The 18,086-nt window shown below is 70.5% G+C and carries 12 protein-coding genes and 1 other RNA gene; 3 read left to right on the top strand and 10 right to left on the bottom strand.

Annotated features, from left to right (window positions below; translation table 11 throughout):
- Positions 1-28 precede the first annotated feature (28 nt).
- On the top strand, positions 29-769 hold the full coding sequence (locus BJ992_RS07710; protein ID WP_184979226.1) for a Clp protease N-terminal domain-containing protein: 741 nt from the start codon (positions 29-31) through the stop codon (positions 767-769).
- Here the strand turns inward: BJ992_RS07710 and BJ992_RS07705 are convergent, their stop codons facing one another.
- Positions 770-2,968, bottom strand: a complete 2,199-nt coding sequence (locus BJ992_RS07705; RefSeq protein WP_184979225.1) for an acyl-CoA dehydrogenase family protein — start codon at positions 2,966-2,968, stop codon at positions 770-772. It lies immediately after the preceding gene.
- A gap of 139 nt (positions 2,969-3,107) precedes the next feature.
- Positions 3,108-4,568 carry a hypothetical protein gene (locus BJ992_RS07700; RefSeq protein ID WP_184979224.1) on the bottom strand — a complete coding sequence of 487 codons (1,461 nt, stop codon included), beginning with the start codon at positions 4,566-4,568 and terminating at the stop codon, positions 3,108-3,110.
- Positions 4,569-4,756: 188 nt separating this feature from the next.
- Between BJ992_RS07700 and BJ992_RS07695 the strand changes: the two genes are divergently transcribed.
- Entirely contained in the window at positions 4,757-5,866 is a 1,110-nt protein-coding gene (locus tag BJ992_RS07695; protein WP_184979223.1) for a S1C family serine protease, read from the top strand.
- Between the two features lie 31 nt (positions 5,867-5,897).
- Here the strand turns inward: BJ992_RS07695 and BJ992_RS07690 are convergent, their stop codons facing one another.
- Together BJ992_RS07690 and BJ992_RS07685 are read right to left on the bottom strand one after the other, a co-directional pair.
- Positions 5,898-6,578 carry a TetR family transcriptional regulator gene (locus BJ992_RS07690; protein WP_221474725.1) on the bottom strand — a complete coding sequence of 227 codons (681 nt, stop codon included), beginning with the start codon at positions 6,576-6,578 and terminating at the stop codon, positions 5,898-5,900.
- 103 nt (positions 6,579-6,681) lie between these two features.
- A complete protein-coding gene (locus tag BJ992_RS07685; RefSeq protein ID WP_343072543.1) occupies positions 6,682-7,941 on the bottom strand; it encodes a D-arabinono-1,4-lactone oxidase in 1,260 nt (419 codons plus the stop codon).
- Between the two features lie 168 nt (positions 7,942-8,109).
- Here BJ992_RS07685 and BJ992_RS07680 point away from each other — a divergent pair, with 168 nt between their 5' ends.
- Positions 8,110-9,438, top strand: a complete 1,329-nt coding sequence (locus BJ992_RS07680) for an MFS transporter (protein WP_184979221.1) — start codon at positions 8,110-8,112, stop codon at positions 9,436-9,438.
- Here the strand turns inward: BJ992_RS07680 and BJ992_RS07675 are convergent.
- From BJ992_RS07675 to ftsX, 6 genes are all read right to left on the bottom strand, one after another.
- Entirely contained in the window at positions 9,423-11,201 is a 1,779-nt protein-coding gene (locus BJ992_RS07675; RefSeq protein ID WP_343072542.1) for a glycoside hydrolase family 6 protein, read from the bottom strand. The two genes, BJ992_RS07680 and BJ992_RS07675, sit on opposite strands and share 16 nt — an antisense overlap.
- A gap of 204 nt (positions 11,202-11,405) precedes the next feature.
- Positions 11,406-13,397 carry an NACHT domain-containing protein gene (locus BJ992_RS07670; protein WP_184979220.1) on the bottom strand — a complete coding sequence of 664 codons (1,992 nt, stop codon included), beginning with the start codon at positions 13,395-13,397 and terminating at the stop codon, positions 11,406-11,408.
- A gap of 488 nt (positions 13,398-13,885) precedes the next feature.
- Positions 13,886-14,263: a transfer-messenger RNA gene (ssrA, locus tag BJ992_RS07665) on the bottom strand.
- Positions 14,264-14,720: 457 nt separating this feature from the next.
- Complete coding sequence (locus BJ992_RS07660) at positions 14,721-16,580, bottom strand: penicillin-binding transpeptidase domain-containing protein (RefSeq protein WP_343072541.1); 1,860 nt, start codon at positions 16,578-16,580, stop codon at positions 14,721-14,723.
- Between the two features lie 95 nt (positions 16,581-16,675).
- Positions 16,676-17,143 carry an SsrA-binding protein SmpB gene (gene smpB / locus BJ992_RS07655; RefSeq protein WP_184979218.1) on the bottom strand — a complete coding sequence of 156 codons (468 nt, stop codon included), beginning with the start codon at positions 17,141-17,143 and terminating at the stop codon, positions 16,676-16,678.
- Positions 17,144-17,173: 30 nt separating this feature from the next.
- Positions 17,174-18,082, bottom strand: a complete 909-nt coding sequence (gene ftsX, locus BJ992_RS07650) for a permease-like cell division protein FtsX (RefSeq protein WP_184979217.1) — start codon at positions 18,080-18,082, stop codon at positions 17,174-17,176.
- Positions 18,083-18,086: the final 4 nt, after the last annotated feature.

Raw genomic sequence — 18,086 nt, 5'->3', positions numbered from 1 at the left:
CTATGTAACCCCCTAGGGAGTACCTCGCATGCCGAAGATCAATGTCTACCTGCCCGACGAGCTCGCCGAAGCCGTCAAGGAGGCGGGTGTCCCGGTGTCCGCGGTGTGCCAGCGCGCGCTGGAGCAAGCAGTGCGGCGCATCACGGCCATCCGCGTGACGGCGTTCGGCAACCTCGACGCCGACGACCCGACCGGACGGTTGACGCAGTTCACCGAGCGCGCCAGGGCCGTGCTGAGACTGGCCGTGGAGCAGGCACGCGCCGCCGGCGCGCCGGCGGTCGGCACCGAGCACCTGCTGGGTGCCATGGTCGCCGAGGGCTCCAACCTCGCGCTCCACGTGCTGCGCGCCATCGACATCGACCCGGTCCGGCTCGCGGAGGCCCTGGCTGACGACGCGGCCGATGACGCGGCCGGGGACGCCGGCCGGGCCGGGGAGCCCGCGCGGCACTTCAGCGCCGAGGCCGCCGCCGCCTTGGAGCTGACCGTCGGCGAGGCCACCGGCCTCGGACACAACTACGTCGGGTGCGAGCACCTGCTCCTCGGCCTGGTCGCCGAGCCCGACGGCGCGGCCGGCCAGACGCTGCGCGGCCTCGGGGCCGACCTGCGGCTCACCCGCCGCGCCGTCACCGCGGCGCTCGCGGGCTACGTCCACCTGCGCGCGCAGACCGGGGCCGCGCAGGCACCCGCCGCCGAGGCGCTCAAGGCGGTCGTGCGCGCGGAGCTCCAGCCGCTCGTGGCGCGGATCGAACGGCTGGAGGCCCGCGGCTGACTATTTGCCGGGTTCGGGGTCGCGCGGCAGGCCGAGCAGGCGCTCGGCGATGATGTTGAGCTGGACCTCGGTGGTGCCGCCGTAGATCGTCATGGCCCGGGTGGCGAGCACGGCGCGGTTCCAGTAGCCGGCGTCGCCGAGCTTCATGTCGGCGGCCGTCGTGGCGGCGGCACCCACCAGGGTCACGGCGCACTCGGCGACGTGCTGCGCGTGGGACGTCGACAGGAACTTGCGCACCGAGGCGTCCGCACCCGGCTCGGCGCCGGCGATCTGCTTGAGCGTGACACGCAGGCTGAGCGCGTTGATGGAGTGGCCCTCGCAGACCACCCCCGCGAGGTCCAGCCGTTCCGCGGGTGTCAGCTCGCGGTCGAGGCGGGAGGCGAGGCCGAGCAGGTCGGGGACCGAGGATCCCGTGCCGCCTGACCCCGAGGACAGTGACACACGCTCGTTGGACAGCGTGTTGCGCGCCACACGCCACCCTTCGTTCACCTCGCCGACCACCAGCTCGTCCGGCACGTAGACGTCGTCGAAGAAGACCTCGTTGAAGAGGTTCTCACCGGTCATCTCGGTGAGCGGCCGCACGGTGACGCCGGGGGCCTTCATGTCCACGATGAAGTACGTGATGCCGTCGTGCTTGGGTCTGGAGGTGTCGGTACGCGCGATGCAGATGCCCCATTCGGCGACGTGCGCCACCGACGTCCAGATCTTCTGGCCGTTCAGCCGCCAGCCGCCGTCGACCCGCTGGGCCTTCATCTGCAGGGACGCGAGGTCGGAGCCCGCACCCGGCTCACTGAAGAGCTGGCACCAGATCAGCTCGCCGGCGAGCGTGGGAGGCAGGAAGCGCTCCTGCTGCGCCGGCGTGCCGTAGGCGACGATGGACGGCACCACCCACGCGCCGATGATCATCTGCGGTGGCCGCACCTTGGCGGCGCGCAACTCCTGGTGGATGAGCACCTGCTCCAGCGGGGACGCGTCCCTGCCCCACGGCCGCGGCAGGTGCGGCATGACGAAACCCTCCGCGGCGAGTGCGCGCTTCTGCTCCTTGCCTTCGAGGCCCCCGACGCGCGCGATCTCGTCCCTGATGCCGGCGCGCATGGCCTCGGCGTCCTCAGGCAGGTCGATCTCCATCTCGCGGGTCACGCCGGACAAGGCGTGACCGGCCACCCGGTCGGCCCACTCGGCGGACGCGCCGAGCAACGCGCGCAGGGTGAGCGCGCGGCGGAAGTACAGGTGCGCGTCGTGCTCGAAGGTGTAGCCGATGCCGCCGAAGATCTGGATGGCGTCCTTGGCGCAGGAGACGGCGGCGTCCGGCGCCATCACGGCCGCGATCGCCGCCGCGTACCCGAACTCCTCGCCGCCGGCGCGGGTGGCGTCCCAGACGGTGGCCCTGGCCTGCTCCAGCGCGACGAGCATGCGTGCGGCCTTGTGCTTGACCCCCTGGAACTGGCCGATCGGCCTGCCGAACTGCACGCGCACCTTGGCGTACTCGGCAGCGGCCCGCACGCACCACGCGGCGACACCGGCCGCCTCGGCGCCGAGCAGCACGGCGGCGATGTCACGCACCGTGGTCCCGCCGAGCCCGTCGAGCACCCGCTCGGACGGCACGGCGACCGCGTCGGCCGTCACGGTGGCGACGCCACGCGTGAGGTCGAGACTTCTGACCGGGGTGACCGTCACGGCGTCCGCGTTCAGCGCGACCCACTCCCGGCCCTTGCCGGTGTCCACCGGCAGCACCAGCACGTCGGCGAGCGCTGCCCCGAGCACGGACCCGGCCGTGCCGGTGACCGTGAGCGCACCGTCGCCGTCCCTGGCGCCGCTGAGCGCGCCGCCGAGCGCCACGGCGCCGGTCAGCGAACCGTCGGCGAGCCCCGGCAGCAGCTCGGCACGCGCCTTGGCGTCGGCCGCGTGGACCACCGCGGAGGCCAGCACCGTCGGCAGGTACGGCCCCGGCGCCATCCGCTCGCCGAGCGCCTCGACCGCCACCGCCGTCTCGAGCAGCCCGAACCCGCTGCCGCCGTACTCCTCGGGGAGGTGCAGCCCGAGCAGTCCCTGCTCGGCGAGGCCTCCCCAGAACGACGGCCGCTCGTGGGTGTCCGCGGCCACCGCCGAGCGGACCACCTCGGCGGGGATGTTGCGATCCGCCCATCCGGTGACGGACTCACGGAGCGCCTCGTGCTCCTCACTCAACCCGATCGCCATGACATCCTCCGCGCGGTTCGTGCCATTACTGTGGACAGAACCATATTCTAGAAGATGCTTCCATGGCGACCGTCGGACTCCACAGGGAAATTACCGTTCCCGCCGCGCGAGCGGGTCCCGGCGGCCGGTACCGGACGGCTCAGATCGGCCGCGCGGACCAGAAGAGCATGTTGAGGTCGCGGTACAGCGCCGGACGGGTGTCCGGCACGGTGGCGAAGAGCATGGCGGGCTTCGCGCGGCCGGTCGCGACGACCATGACGTACGTCTGCGAGGTGTGCTTCTTGCCGTCCACGCGGTACGTCAGCTTGTAACCGAGCAGCCAGCCGACGCCGTTGCGGGTCCGCTGCGACGTGGTCCAGGAGAACTTGGCGTCCTTCGGCTGGTGGCGCAGGGTCCACTTGGCGGCGCGGCCGGCCAGCCTGCGGAAGTCGGAGTACACCTGTGGCTGCTTGCCGAGGCTTCCCGGCAGCGGGGCCGAGCCGATCAGCGCCATGGGAGGCGTGGCGGGCCCGGCCCTCTGCGCGGCCGAGAAGGACGCGCGGGTGGTCTTGGCCCACGGGCCGGCGTACCGGGGATAGCTCAGGCCCGCCTTGCGGTCGAGCACGTAGGACGCGACCGGGGTGCCGGGGCCGTCGAACACGGTCATGTCCTTGGCCTCGGGGACCGGCGGGACGGCGATGGGGGTCGGCGTCGGCTCGGCCGGGGTCGCCGACGCCGGCGGACCGCCGCCTTCGGCGGGGCTGACCCGCATGGGGTCCTCGGGCCGGTCGCCGCCGAACAAGGCGAAGATGAGCACGACGACGACGCCGGTCACGATGGCCGCGCATACGCCGTACACGACTCTGATCGGGATGTCCCCGACCTTCTGGACGACCCCCGCGAACGGACCGTTCCTATGAGGCCGCGCGGCGGCACGCGGCGCTTCCTCGATGGGCTCGGGCCAGTCCGGCATCTCACCGGCGCGGACCCGCGGGATGCCTCCGCGCGGCGCGGGACGGTCAGGCGCGGCGTACGGACGGCGGCGCGGGAAACCGGCAGGAGTCTCCATCGTCGCCGCGCCACGAGCGGGGGGCTCCGCCTGGGACGCGCCACGAGTGTGCGGCTCCGCCGGGGCCGGGCCACGAGCAGGAGGCTCCGCCGGGGCCGCGCCGCGGGCCGCCTTCAACGCGCTGATGACGTCGGCGGCGTCACCCGAGCCGCCTCGGCGGACCGCCAGTTCCTTCCGCACGTCCACCGTGTCGCCGGTGTCCTCCACATCGTCGGCGTGGTCGGCGGCGTCGGGGGCTGTGCCGCTCGCGTCGCCGCCTGCGGCAGGCACGTCCTGCTCGCCGGCGTCGGTGCCGGGGACGACGCGGACCGAGTCGGCGGCCCAGATGCGGACGGCGTCGATCTGCGCCGTCTCGGCGTCCATCTCGGCGTCCATCTCGGCGTCGGCCTCGGCGGCGGCGTCCCGGCGCGAGGTGGCGGCGGGAGTGCCGGCGAGCGCGTCGTCCAGGCTCAGCCGGGGCAGCGGCCCGGTGGGAGCGTCGTAGGAGGGAACGTACGCGGAAGGGTGCCCCGGCCCAGGTCGGCTGGGGGAGTCACCGGTGCCGTCCGCCATGTCGGCAGACTACGTCACAATTCGTGATCGTAGAGGCCCGGACGCGCGCCGGCCCGCATCAAACCGGCATCATCCCAGCTAGACGCCTTGAAAGCCGTGTCCAACAAAAATAACCAGCACACGGACAGATCGACGGCCGTGACTCAGCGTATCTTCGCGGACTCCCGGGCATCACACTTTCCATGGACATGGCACCACAGATCCGACTCACCGGACGCGCCGCCGCGGCCGGGCTGCTGGTGGCCGTGACCGGCGGATGCGGCCTCGTCACCGTTCCCGCCGCCACCAGCACCGCCACCGCGCCGCCGTCCCTGGACGGGACCGCCACCGCGCCGCCGTCCGTCACCGCCACTCCCCCGCAGGCGGCGCCGCTGCCTCAGGAGCAGGCGTACATGCGGGTCATCGCCAAGGTGCTGCCGTCCATCGTGCAGATCACCACCTCCAAGGGGCTCGGCTCCGGCATCGTGTACGACTCCCAGGGCCACATCCTGACCAACGCGCACGTCGTCGGCCAGGCCAAGGAGTTCAAGGTCACGCTGCCGTCCGGCGGCCTGGCCCGTGAGGCACGGCTCGTCGCGTCGTACCCGCTCGGCGACCTCGCGGTGATCCGGGTGAAGGACACCGGCGGCCTCACCCCCGCGACGTTCGGCGACTCCACCCGCCTGCGTGTGGGACAGCTCGTGCTCGCCATGGGAAACCCGCTCGGCCTGTCCGGCAGCGTGACCGACGGCATCATCTCCGCGCTCGGCCGCACCGTGACCGAGCCGCAAGGCGCGGGGTCGCCGGGTGCGACCATCACCAGTGCCATCCAGACCTCGGCCGCCATCAACCCCGGCAACAGCGGCGGCGCGCTCACCGACATGGCCGGTCAGGTCATCGGCCTGCCGACCCTGGCGGCGATCGTGCCGGAGTTGGAGGGAACCGCGCCGGGCATCGGTTTCGCCATCCCGAGCAGCACGGCCAAGGACATCGCCGACCAGATCATCCGCCACGGCAAGGTCGTCAACACCCACCGGGCCGCGCTCGGCGTGCGGGTCAACACCGTCATCGGCCCGAGCGGCCAGCCCGCCGGCGTCGGCGTGGCGCAGGTGGAGCCCGGCGGCGGCGCGGCCAAGGCCGGCATCCGGCCCGGCGACGTCATCACCAAGATCAACGGAACGCCGACCCCCACCGCCGCCGCGCTCACCGAGATCCTCGCCACCCTCAGACCCGGCACCCAGGTCCAGGTCGAACTGATCCACCCCAACGGCACCACCCGCACCCTCACCGTGACCCTCGGCACCCTCCCGAGCCGCTAGACCACGAGCACGGCCTTGCCGCAGCCAGGCGTCACGCGTCCCATCGCCGTTCCCTCGTCTCGTCCTTCTCTTCACGGCTGTCCTCACGCGGGCTGAGCAGAGCGAGCAACTGCTCGCGGCAGACGCGGCGGTACTCCGGTGATGACGGCTCGACACCGAGGACCGCCTGCACGAACTGCGGCATGGCGATCGGCGCGAACGTCAGCGCGTGCGCGAGCAGCAAGGCGAACTCCGGCGTGACCGACGTCGTGACCTCCCCCGCCTCCTGCCGGTCGCGCATCACCTCCACGGCGCGCTGCGTCGCGGCCCGCCGTTCCGCGTCGGTCTCGGCGCCTTCACCCGGGTCGTCGCCGAGGGCCCGCCACACGACCAGCCGGGCCCAGTCCGGCCGGTCGAGCGTTGCGTCCATGTACGCCGCGAGCGACTCCGCGAGCGAGACCCCCTCAGGTGAGAGCGACCCTTCCTGCTCACGCCACCGCGCGCGCAGTTCGTCGAGCAGCCCGCGCTTGCCACCGAAGTAGTAGGAGATGAGCTGCTGGTTCACCCCGGCCCGCGCCGCGATCCCCGCCGTCCGCGCACCGGCGTACCCCTTGGCCCCGAACTCCTCCACCGCGGCCTGCAGGATCCGTTCCCTGGTCCGCTCGGCCGCGCGTCCCCTGCCGTCCACGGCGACCGCGCGGCGCGCTCCGCCACGCGCTCTTTCCATGTTCATGGCTGAGGACCGTACTCGGTCAAGCATTTGGGTGACAAGATTCAATCAGGTGCATGAGTGAGCACGCTGCGACGGCTCCCCTGGTCACAGGGGTGCCGCTCGGTCAGTCTTTTCCGAACAGACGCCGGATGTACGCGTTGGCGAACTTCCCCGACGGGTCGTGGTGCCGCATCAGGCCGTGGAAGTCGTCCCAGTGCTCGTACCGGGACCGCAGCGTCTCGGCGGAGGTGGTGAACACCTTGCCCCAGTGCGGACGCGCGTCGTACGGGCCGAGGTGGTCGTCGATGAGGGAGACGACCGGGATGACGGCCTCGGTGTCCTTGATCCAGGTGAAGTGGACGCCGACGGTGTCGCGGCCCTGGCTCGGGCTCAGCCACAGGTCGTCGGCGGTCATGGTGCGGATCTCGGAGATCTGGAGCACCGGCGCGATGCGGTCCTGGATGGCGCGCAGCGCGTGCAGCGCCGGGAGGATGCGGGACCTCGGCAGCAGGAACTCGGTCTGCAGTTCCTCGCCGGCGCTCGGGGTGAAACCGGGCCGGAAGTGCGGCAGACGTTCGTGCCACGGCCCGGGGACGCCGAGCTGCTGTGTGCAGTGCTCGGCGGACACTCCGGGGATGGGATGCCGCGGCTCGGTGGCGGGGGCCGCGCCGAAGACGCCGTCCTCCGGCACGTCCGGGTCACCGTCCCGGCGTTTCATCCAGATCTGTCCGACGGTGTCCCCATGCCACTGCGTGAAAAGGCTCACGCTGTACGCACCCGACATGATGGCGTCGAAGTGATCGTCCAGCGCCTCGAACGGCAGCCCCTCGAACACCTGCTGCCGTACCTGGAACGAGGGCCCCACCTCCAGCGTCAGCGACGTCACCACCCCGAGCGCGCCGAGCGCCACCACGGCCCCGTCGAACGCCTCGTGCTCCCCCCGCCTGATCGTGACGACATCCCCCTCCGCCGTCACCATCTCCACCTCGACCACCGCCGTGGCGAGACTCCCGTTCCCGTCCCCCGACCCGTGCGTCCCCGTCGCCACCGACCCGGCCACCGAGATGTGCGGCAGCGACGCCATGTTGTGCAGCGACAACCCCTTCTCGTCCAGCCTGCGCGCCACCTCCGCGTACCGCATCCCCGCCGCGACCTTCACCACCCCCGCCGCCGAGTCGACGTCCACGACCTCCGGCAATCCCGCGACCGAGACCAGCACCCCCTCGCTGTCCGCCACGTCATTGAACGAATGCCCGCTCCCCAGCACCCGCACCGACCTCTCCCGCCCCACCACCCCCGCCAGCTCCCCCACCGACCCCGGCCGTACCACCTCCGAAGCCGAGAACACCAGATTCCCCGCCCAGTTCGTCAGTCTCCCAGCCACCCTGTCCCCTTCCTTCGCATATCTCCACAAACTGTAGGACCTGGGCTCTCCGCGTGATATCTCGCTGGTCATGGGTCGCCCCGCTTCGTTAGCATGACGACGCCTGATCGGCGATGATCTCCGGCGGCCGGCCGTGCGAGGGCCGGCGGACGGCTTCTTGGGGGACGGATGAGCGTCTGGCGTGGGCCTTGGCGGGTGCCGGTAGGGCTGGCTTATCTCGCGTTCATCCTGGTGGGGGTGAACGGCGGGGTCGGCGGGGTGTTGCTGCCGGCGCAGATCGGTGACTACGGCGTGGACAAGGCCACGATCGGGATCACGTTCTTCTTCTTCTCGGGGGGGTTCTTCGCGTCGGGGATGACGTCGGGGTCGTTGATCCAGCGGTTCGGCATGCGGGTCTCGCTGGTGGCGGCGGTGGGGATCTTCGTGGTGGGTGCGCTGTACACGGCGGTGCGGCCGCCGTTCGTCGCGTTGGTGCTGGTGCAGCTCGTGGTGGGGTACGGGATCGGGCTCATGGAGTCGGTGCTCAACGCCTTCCTGGCGGACCTGCCGTCGGCCACGACGTTGCTGAACCATCTGCACGCGTTCTTCGGGGTGGGGGCTCTGATCGGGCCCCTGCTCGCGGCCTGGATGCTGGGGTTCGTGCGGTGGCCGGTGGTGTGGCTGGTCATGGCGCTGGCGGGGGTGCCGCTGCTCGTCGGGATCTTGCTGGCTTATCCCCGCAAGCGGGACGAGGTGCGCAACCGGCCGGTGGAGGTCGACGACGTCCGGCCGGTGGAGGTGGGGAGTGCCTTGCCGTTCCCGCCGTCCGGGGAGACCGGGGAAGCCGTGGGAGGACGGGAGGCCGACGCGGTGACGGTGTCCGCGCCGGAGGTGACCACGGGGAAGCGGGGTGGGCTGCTGGTCACGGCGGTGCGGATGCCGGCGGTGATCCTGGCCTCGGTGTTCCTTTCGGTGTATGTGGGGCTGGAGATGGGTGTGGGGCAGTGGGGGTACTCACTGCTGGTCGAGGAGCACGCGCAGGCCCACCTGATCGCCGGGTACACCGTCAGCGGGTACTGGTTCGGGCTGACGGCGGGCCGGTTCCTCATCAGCCCGCTGGCGGCTCGGCTCGGGCTGAGCCCTCTGGCCATGACGTTCGCCTGCCTCGCGGGGGTCACCGCCGGCACGGTGCTCATCTGGGGTGCCCCGGCCGGCGCGGTGGCGAGCGCCGGGTTCGTCCTGCTCGGGTTCTTCCTCGGGCCGCTGTTCCCGACGGCGATGGCGGTGGTGCCGGGGCTCATCGAACCCCGGCTGGTCCCCACCGCCATCGGCGTCATGAACGGCCTGTCCGTCATCGGCGGCGCGCTGTTCCCCTGGATGGCAGGCGCGATCGCCGAAGGCGTCGGCGTCTGGTCGCTGATGCCGTTCGCTCTCGTGCTCGCCGTGGTGCAGCTCGTCGTGTGGTGGCTGCTGTCCCTGCGGATGCGAACCGCGCCTGCCGCCTACAGCGGCGGGTAGGCGTTCGCCACGAGCTGCCGGAACAACGCCGGGAACCACTGGCCCTCGACCGGGGCTTCAGGCAGCGCCTGACTCGGCACGTACGCGCCGCGCGGTTCGGAGAACAGCGGGTCGCACCGCTGGTCGAACGGGATGTTCTCCGGGTTCGGTACGGTGCTCGCCGAGCTCGCGCCGTCGGAGACACCCGGCGGTTTGATCCACGCGTAGGCGTCGATTCCCGGCGCGGGGTCGGCGCGCGGCCGTTCGCCGAGCCCGGTGCCGGTCTGGTTGCACCAGTTGGCGAGGCTGACGCGGCGGTCCACGCGGGATTGGTCGACGTACGTGTTGATGTCGGTGGAGGTGCTCGGCCCCACCGGCCTGGCCGGGCCGCCCCAGCCGTTGCGCGAGGTGTCGATCACCATGCCGATACTCGGCGGGAAGCCCGCCGCGATCAGCCGGTCGCGGAACGCTCGCGCGTACGACAGCTCGTCGACGTAGTCGTTCCAGTCGATCCACCGGGTGTACTTCAACGGCATGCCGTAGATCACCATCGAGGGGGAGATGTACGGCTCGGTCAGCGCGGCCCATTCGGCGGTGTTGACCGTGAAGCCGTCCACGAGCGGCGGCGCGCCGCCGGTGGCCCCGCCGATGCTCGCGAGCAGTTCGGCCGCCGGGCCGAAGTTGTCGGCCCAGCCGAGCCTGCCGTGGTTGGAGGCGTCGAGGTAGGTGTACACGTTGGGGATCGCGTGCAGCCTGGTGAGCGCGTACCGCACGGCCTGCGGGTAGACGCCGCTCGCGCGGACCGGCTCACAGTTGATCGTGTACACGGTGCCGGTCGGCATGATCAGACCTGGCAGGAAGTCGGGCTCGACCACCGCGACGATGCGCAGCCGCCGGTAGGCGGGGTCGGCGAGGATCGCGGCGACCGGGTCGACGTACCGGGTGCGGTACTGGTTCAGTCCGTCGGCGGCGATGGTGAAGTCACCGGTGCTCGCGTACCGCAGGCAGTTGCGGTCAGGCAGGTCGTTCAGCACGACCTGGACGGTGAGCGGCGTGTCGCCGTTCGCGGCGTCCTGCCGTACCGCCTCGTCCAGGTGGGTCCGCAGACCTGGGGCCGTGGACGTGCCGGCGATGCGCGAGACCCGGTCCAGCCACACACCGGTCGAGTTCCGCGCCACCGCGGCCCCGCCGGGCTCACCCGCCGCCGCGGCCGACCACACCGGGTCGACGTACCCGTCGGCCCCGGCGTACGGATTGCCGACCCGGCCGGGAGCCGGTGTCGGTGTCGGAGTGGGGGTCGGGGTCGGTGTCGGTGTCGGTGTCGGTGTCGGAGTGGGGGTCGGGGTCACCGGCGGGTTGGGGCCGATGCAGCCGACCCCGTTCAGCGCGAACGACGTGGGTGGGGTGTTCGCGCCGGTGTACGACCCGTTGAAGCCCAGGGTGATCCGCTGCCCCTGGTCGAGAGTCCCGTTGTACGGCAGGCTCGCCGCCGTCACGTTCCGGCCCGACTGACTCCACGCGGCGTACCATCCGTTGTCCACCCGCTGGCTCCCCGGCCAGGTGAACGTCAACCGCCACGACGTGATCCGCGGCGCCAGATTCTCGATGGTGACACTGGCCCCGAACTGTCCCCCACTGTCCCAGGTCTTCACATACGTCACCCGGCACGTCGCCGGCGGCATCGCCGCCATCGCCGGAACCGCCACCGCCACCACCGCGCACACCACCATCCCCGCGACCATCGCGAGGATCCCTCGATACCGCGTCCTCCACCGCACCACCACGCCGGACCTCCTCAGAACCAGGGAAAGCCCCCACGCCAGAAAAGAGGGGGGTCGCTCACCACCATTCGCTGTGACTCACGACCCTGTACACAGCGGAACGGCCTCCGCGGCCCCCATCGGCGCCGACCCGGACGCGATCAGCTTCCCCAGCTCGGTAAGCAGGCCCTTACCGGCGTCCTCACCCCGCCTGATCCCCTGAAAGCTTCACAGCCGCTCGGGACGCGCGAGGTGGTCCTGCAGGCCCGCGTGGCGGAACTGGTAGACCGGACCGACCACTCGGAGAAATCCCAGTCGATGCGCGTCGTCCAGGAACCCCATGAGGTTGTGCGGGTAATCACCGCGCTCCGCCAAGCGCCATGCGGTCGCCGCGAACGCCAGCCACGCGGCGTACTGGACCATGGTGAATCCGAAGGAGAGCCCGCCGGCGACACCGGACAGCAACCCCAGCTTGATTCCGAACCCGGCTCCGTTCGCCGTCCCGGCCACCAGCCCCGCGATCAGACCGGCGACGACCCCAGGGACCGCGACACACAGAATCACGATGATCCGGCTGGCACGCCAGGTCTCGTACGGCGTGATCGGCGCCGTCGTCGAGGTGGGCTGCTGCACCCACGCGACGAAGAGGAACGCCGGGACGATCCCGAGGGACGACCACAAGCCGATCCGCACCGCAAGACCTGGGCCCGCGTCCCCCACGAGCACTGCACCGACCACGAAGAGCACAGCCAGCACGATCCTGGCCAGCAGCGTGACCGAGAAGACTCGCGTCAGATCCTTTCCCCTGCTCCTCATACGCAGGCTGACGCGTCCGGGTCGGTCCGTGAACCCCTTCTGGATGGCGATCCACGTCCCCGCCCCCGACGCGAAAGCCATCGGAATCGTGACCACCGATGGGAGCTGTCCCCCGACCGCCGCGACCAAGCCACCGAGAAGGCCGATCCAACCCCAGATCCTCAGCCCCGCCCGCCTGCGCTCCTTCTCCGAGAGCACCTGCATCCCGAGCCGCCACCATACCAGGTCACGGGTGTCGCGTGCGGAGAGTGTCCCGGCCAGGCGCCGCAGGTAGTCAAGCGTCCGCTCCGGATCCCACTCATGCCGAGGCTGAAGCCTGGACAGTCCGGAGCGGCCGTCCGCACGGCCACGGGGTGGCCGCGCGGCGAGGTGCGCACGGATGTAGCCGTCCCACAGGTGGGCTTCCAGCTCGGCGTGCTGACGTCCCAGTTCGCCTGTCAGGGGAGCCGGGTCGGCACCGGTCCTGATGTAGACGGCGTTCAGGAGCCACAAGCCGAGCGGCGTCCCCGCCATCTGTGACAGTGCCGCCGGCTTCCCGGTACGCAGGCCGCTCAGCAACTTCTCCCAGTGTGGGCCGGGCTCAGGCGGCAGCCGGTCACGCAGATAGGTCTCGGCGATCGTCCTCGTGAGAGGTTTCGGCGCGATGACGGCCGTGCACGGCAAGGGCCGTCCCAGCTCAGTGATCGCCTGCCTCAACTCCTGGAGCCGTGAGGTGAGGACGAACTGCTCTGTACTGGTCTCCAGAGCGCTGATGACACCGGCCCGGACCGGGGCCGGTAACTCGTCCAGTCCGTCCAGGATGGGGAGGATGTGACCCCCAGTGACAAGAGTGTCCGCCGCGCCGGTCCCGAGGCCGGTCGCCCACAGGGCCTGGTAGTCGCGCTCCAAGGTCTTGATCAGCCAGGCACGCAGTCCCCCCTTTTGCGTGGTGTCCCAACCCGAGAGCGACAGCAGTACCGGCACCGGCCACGCCGGGTCACGTTTCTTGCCGGACAGTTCGAGCAGGAGCCGCATGGCCAGAGTGCTCTTGCCGGTACCGGGATCACCGGTGACGACCAGGCGCCACGTGTCGAGCTTCATGAAGTCTCGCGCGAGCGCGGAGACGTCGTCCCCCGCGTCGTCCGGGAACTTGATGCCGCCAAGGTGCCTGTGGTCGGCCAGCCGGCGGTCCTTGACGAGCCGCCACGCCACCGGAATCGGATAGTCGAGCGAGCGGATCACCGACTCGTCGGACCACTCCCGCCACACGACCCCCACGAGTGTCTGCTTGGCGCTCTCCTCCTGATCATGGTTCGTCACCCCACGGTCGAGTCTGCTCCGTATGCGCCGTACGATCAACGCCGCGCTGGCCGTCGCGGCGAGCACCAGACCCAGCGTGTCGGTGACCGTGGCCTTCTGATCCAAGGAGGTGAGCCTGACCGCGTACACCACGAGCGCACACAAGGCCGCCAGCAAAAGAACGTCGACGAGAATCGCCGGCCAGGATCGATGCCGATTCGCCACCGGCCCATCATGACGATCAGAGCCCACACCACCGGCCGGTTCAGCACAAACTGTTACCATCCGGATACACCAGGCGCGGTGGACTCCCTGCTCCACACGCACGCGACAGGTCCGGCGTCCGGCCCGCCGCCATCTGACGGCGCCGAATTCGCCGTACCGCTCCTTACCGCGCCGGCGCCGGAGAACGTCCGCCGGCGACGGGACGAGGACAGGCCCGAGGACGTGCGACCGGATCCCTGGTACAGGACGGGGACCGCTCGTACATGACCCCGGCCGCTGGTACGTGCCTTGGATGAAGACGCATGACCAGGATCGTGATGGCGGCGAAGGCGGGGTGTGCGGAAAAGAGTGAGGGCCGGGAGGAACGTGGTTCCTTCCGGCCCTCTTCGGGGTGGAGGTGGCGGGAATCGAACCCGCGTCCTCCGGCACCGCTCCAGGGCTTCTCCGGGCGCAGCCTGCTGTGAGTTTCTCAGCCCCGGCGATCACGCAGGCGAGTCGCCGACGGGCTCAGTCACTGTTAGGTTTCCCTAGCGGCCCCGTGACCGGGTCGCGCGGTTCAGCCTCCTAGCGATGCCAGTTCCGGGCCGGAGGCGGTCCCGGGCTGACAAGGGCAAGGTCCTCGCTCAGGCGGCGAGGGCCATACGGCCCTGAGTGCGCGTGTTATCGGCACTTATTTTTTTGCGGTCACAGTGTTAACGAGGTTATGTCCGCCGTCCTCGGCCCGCTTCCCCTGAGGCGACATGTCGAAGTCGAAACCGGTCACCCCCTGGTGGCGCCCGGGCTCTCACCCGGGCACTTCCGAAGATACTAAAGCCAACACCCCTGACGTCAACTTGATTCCCGGCGCTCCGCATGCCGAACCCTGCGGCGTGGGTGGGAGAGGCGGCCGTCGGCGGCCCGGAACACGAACCCTTCCGGATGGGTACGCGGGGTACCGCTTCGGGGACCGCGGTCTGCCGGGTGGGGTGACGAACCCCCGGGGCGTGGGCACGAGGCACACGTCCCCGGGGGCCGACCGGCAGGGTCGAGCCGGTCCGGACGGCAGGGCTTCCCCCGAGATGAAGCCCTGGTCTCATCACGGCGACTGAACCCGCAACCCCCAAGCGGGACCAGTCAATCTGGAAGACGCAGGAAGAGCCGCTGATGGTTGCTCGGCGGCCTGATGATTTTCCGGGTGGTCAGGAAGGTGGGGGAGAACAGCCCCGCCGTCGATTTCACGGGTGGTCAGGAGGCCGCGGGGAGGCTTCTGAAGAACTGGCCTGCCATCTGGGCCGGGACGGTCGGGGTGGGGGTTTCCGTCAGTACGGCGATGGCGGTGTCGCCTTGCCAGCCGACGAACCAGGAGAGGGTGCGTTGGCGTTTCTTGTCGGTGTAGGTGACGGTGGAGACCACGCCGTACACGGGAGGGCCGGGGGTGGCGGCGGCGGTGGCGGCGCCGGTGGTCACGCCGGAGCGCATCATCGAGCGGAGTTTCTCCAAAGAGGCGGAGTCCAGGGTGATGGGCTTGGGGGGGGAGACCGGGGCCACCTCGGCGGTGAGGTCGGGGGCCGAGGGGGAGGTGACCAGGGTGGGGGGGTGCCAGGTGCCGGAGGCCACGGCGGCGGCGGCGAGAGCCATGGACAGAGGACTGACGCGGACGGTCTGGCCGGTGATCACTCGGGCCTTGGCGGCGTCGGTGCGGGCCACCGGGACGCTGCCGCTGTAGGAGCGGAGCGGAAGGGTCCAGTCGGCGCCGATGCCGAAGCGGCCGGCGGAGCGGGACAGGGTTTCCGCGTCGACGCGGCGGGCCAGTGCGGCGAGCGCGGTGACGCAGCCGTGCGCGAAGTCGGTGGTGAGGGTGGGGGCGGTGCCGGTGATGGCGGAGGTCTGCACGAAGCGAGCGCCGCCTACGGTGCGGTCGGGGGGGCACGGCACCTTCTGGCCGGGGTCCACCCCGGCTTCGAGCAGGCCGTCCGCGGCGACCAGCGAGAACGCGGTGCCAGGCGGGAAACGGCCGGCGAGCGCGTCGCGTTCCTGGTGGAGCTGGCGGGAACCGACGGCCAGGATGTCGCCGGTGGACGCCTTGACGGCGACCAGCAGCGAGGGGACGGAGGAGCCGCCGGCGGCGGCGTCGGCGGCGCGCTGCACCCCCTTGTCGAGGGTCGTCTTCACCGAGGTGTTGAGGCGGCCTTCCCACCTGGCGAGCTCGGCGACCTGCTCGCCGCTCTTGAGGTCGTAGGTGATGACCCGGGTGCCGGTGGAGCCGGTGAGCTGGTCCTGGTACGCCTTCTGCAGCCCGCCCTGGCCGAGGGTGTCGCCGGCCCGCTGCGGCCCGCCGAGCTGCTGCTCGGTCTCCGCGGTGATCGCGCCGACCTTGCCGATGATCTCGACGGGCTGCGCGGGGGCGACCGGCTGCTGCTTCTTCTCGATCTGGAGGCCGGAGATGCCGTCGAGGCGGTCGCGCAGCTGCGCGTACTTGGCGCGACCGAAGGTGACGAGCGGCACGAACGACTGCGGCGGCGCGGACACGATGCGGCTGAGCAGGCGGTCCTGCGCGAAGCCGGTGAGCTGGAAGAGCTGCTCGCACAGCGTCTCGCGGTCCTTGAGGGTGGCCGGGACGACGCCGGCGACGTAGAGGGTGGCCTCTTCCTGCAGCGGGTCGCCGTTGCGGTCCAGGATGGGCTGGCGGCCCTCGGAGGTGGCGTCCACGGCGAAACGCTGACCGGCGCGCAGCTCGGGGTGGATGACGCTCGGCGACCAGCGGACCTTCCACTCGCCGTCCACCAGGTGGAGCGGCAGGTCGTTGTCGTACAGCCACAGCGGGTTGTTGTCGCCGAGGTCCACCTCGACGTGGAACCGCGCGTCGGCGTTGTCGCCTTCGGTGGTGACACCCTGCAGGGAGAACCTGATGGAGGCGGCGTCGAGCTGGAGCTTGACGTTCTCCAGGGCCTGGCCGACCTGCTTCGGGTCGCCGTCGGTGCGCCGCGCCGCCGCCGTGTAGTCGCCGGTCTGCCAGCCGACGAGGAACTCCTTGACGGCGTTGTGCGGTGACGGCTCGGCGAAGCACGCCGCGAGCGCCGGGACGGCCACGGCCAGCGAGAGCACGGCCGACACCACCCGGCGCGCCGAGGCGCGCGGGGAACTCGTGCGTGGTGCGGGGAGGACCCGACGGGGGCCCCGCGCCACGGCCTGCCGGGGCCTCACCGGTTGCGGTGCCGCAGTGCGCGGGCCATCTCGCGGGTCGCCTGCTTCTCGGCGAGGTCGTGCCGTTTGTCCCATGTCTTCTTGCCGCGGGCCAGGCCGATCTCGACCTTGGCCTTGCCGTCGCTGAAGTACAGCGCGAGCGGGACGATGGTCAGGCCCGACTCCTTGGTCTTGCCGATGAGCTTGTCGATCTCCTTGCGGTGCAGCAGCAGCTTGCGGGGACGCCGCGCCGCGTGGTTGGTCCAGGTCCCCATGTGGTACTCGGGGATGTGGACGTTCATCAGCCACACCTCGTCGTCCTTGACCTGCGCGTAGCCGTCGGCCAGGCTGGCTCGCCCGGCGCGCAGCGACTTGACCTCGGTGCCCATGAGGACGAGCCCGGCCTCGAAGGTGTCCTCGATGTGGAAGTCGTGCCGGGCCCGCTTGTTCTGGGCGACGAGCTTGCGTCCGGTCTCGCGTGGCATGGCAATGAGCCTACTGTGCGGCGGTGACCGTCAGACCCGAAGGTAACGGCGCAGGGTGACGAACGACGCGAGGATACAGATCAGCACGCCGACGACCGTGGTGAGCGTGATCACCTGTGCGACGTCGCTCCAACTCAGCTGTGTGGACAGCACGAAGTAGTTCTGCATGCCGTCGAACAGCACGATCTTGGCGAACATCAGCAGGACCGCGGAGATCACACCGCCGATGAGGCCGGCGATGGTGCCCTCCATGACGAACGGCAGCTGGATGTACAGGTTGGACGCGCCGACCAGCCGCATGATGCCGGTCTCGCGCCGCCGGTTGTACGCCGACAGCCGCACCGTGTTGCCGATCAGCAGGATCGCCGCGAACACCTGGATGAGCGCCACCACGAGCGCGGCCCACCGGAGTTTGCCCATCAACCCGAAGAACTTGTCGAGAAGCTCCTGGTCGTTCACCACGTTGGCCACGCCGGGGGTGCCGCTCAACGCGTCGAACACCACCTTGTAGTCGTCGGGGTTCTTGAGCTTCACCCGGAACGACTCCGGCATGTCCTCGACCTTGACCGCGGACAGGAACACGCTGTTGCTGCTGAAGGCGGCCTTGAAGTTCTCGAACGCCTTCTGCTGGTCCTCGTAGAAGACCTTGTCGACCTGCGGCATGCTCTGGATCTGCGTCTGGAGCGCCTGCTTCTCCTGCGCGCTGACCGCTCCGCGGCCCTTGCAGGCCTGGAACGGGTCGTTCTTCTTGCACAGGAACGCCGAGAGCTGGACCTTGTCGGACCAGTAGGTGCTCATGTTGCTGACCTGAGCGTTGATCATCAGCCCGATGCCGAGCAGAGCCATGCCGATGGCCACGGTGACGATGACCGCGATGGTCATCGTCAGGTTGCGGCGAAGGCCGATCCAGACCTCAGAGAAGATGAAGTTTGCCCGCATTGCG

It is taken from the genome of Sphaerisporangium rubeum (assembly GCF_014207705.1).
In the GTDB taxonomy this organism is placed as follows: Bacteria; Actinomycetota; Actinomycetes; order Streptosporangiales; family Streptosporangiaceae; genus Sphaerisporangium; species Sphaerisporangium rubeum.
Note: the sequence above shows the minus strand (reverse complement) of the source record. Positions and strands in the feature narration are given on the sequence as shown.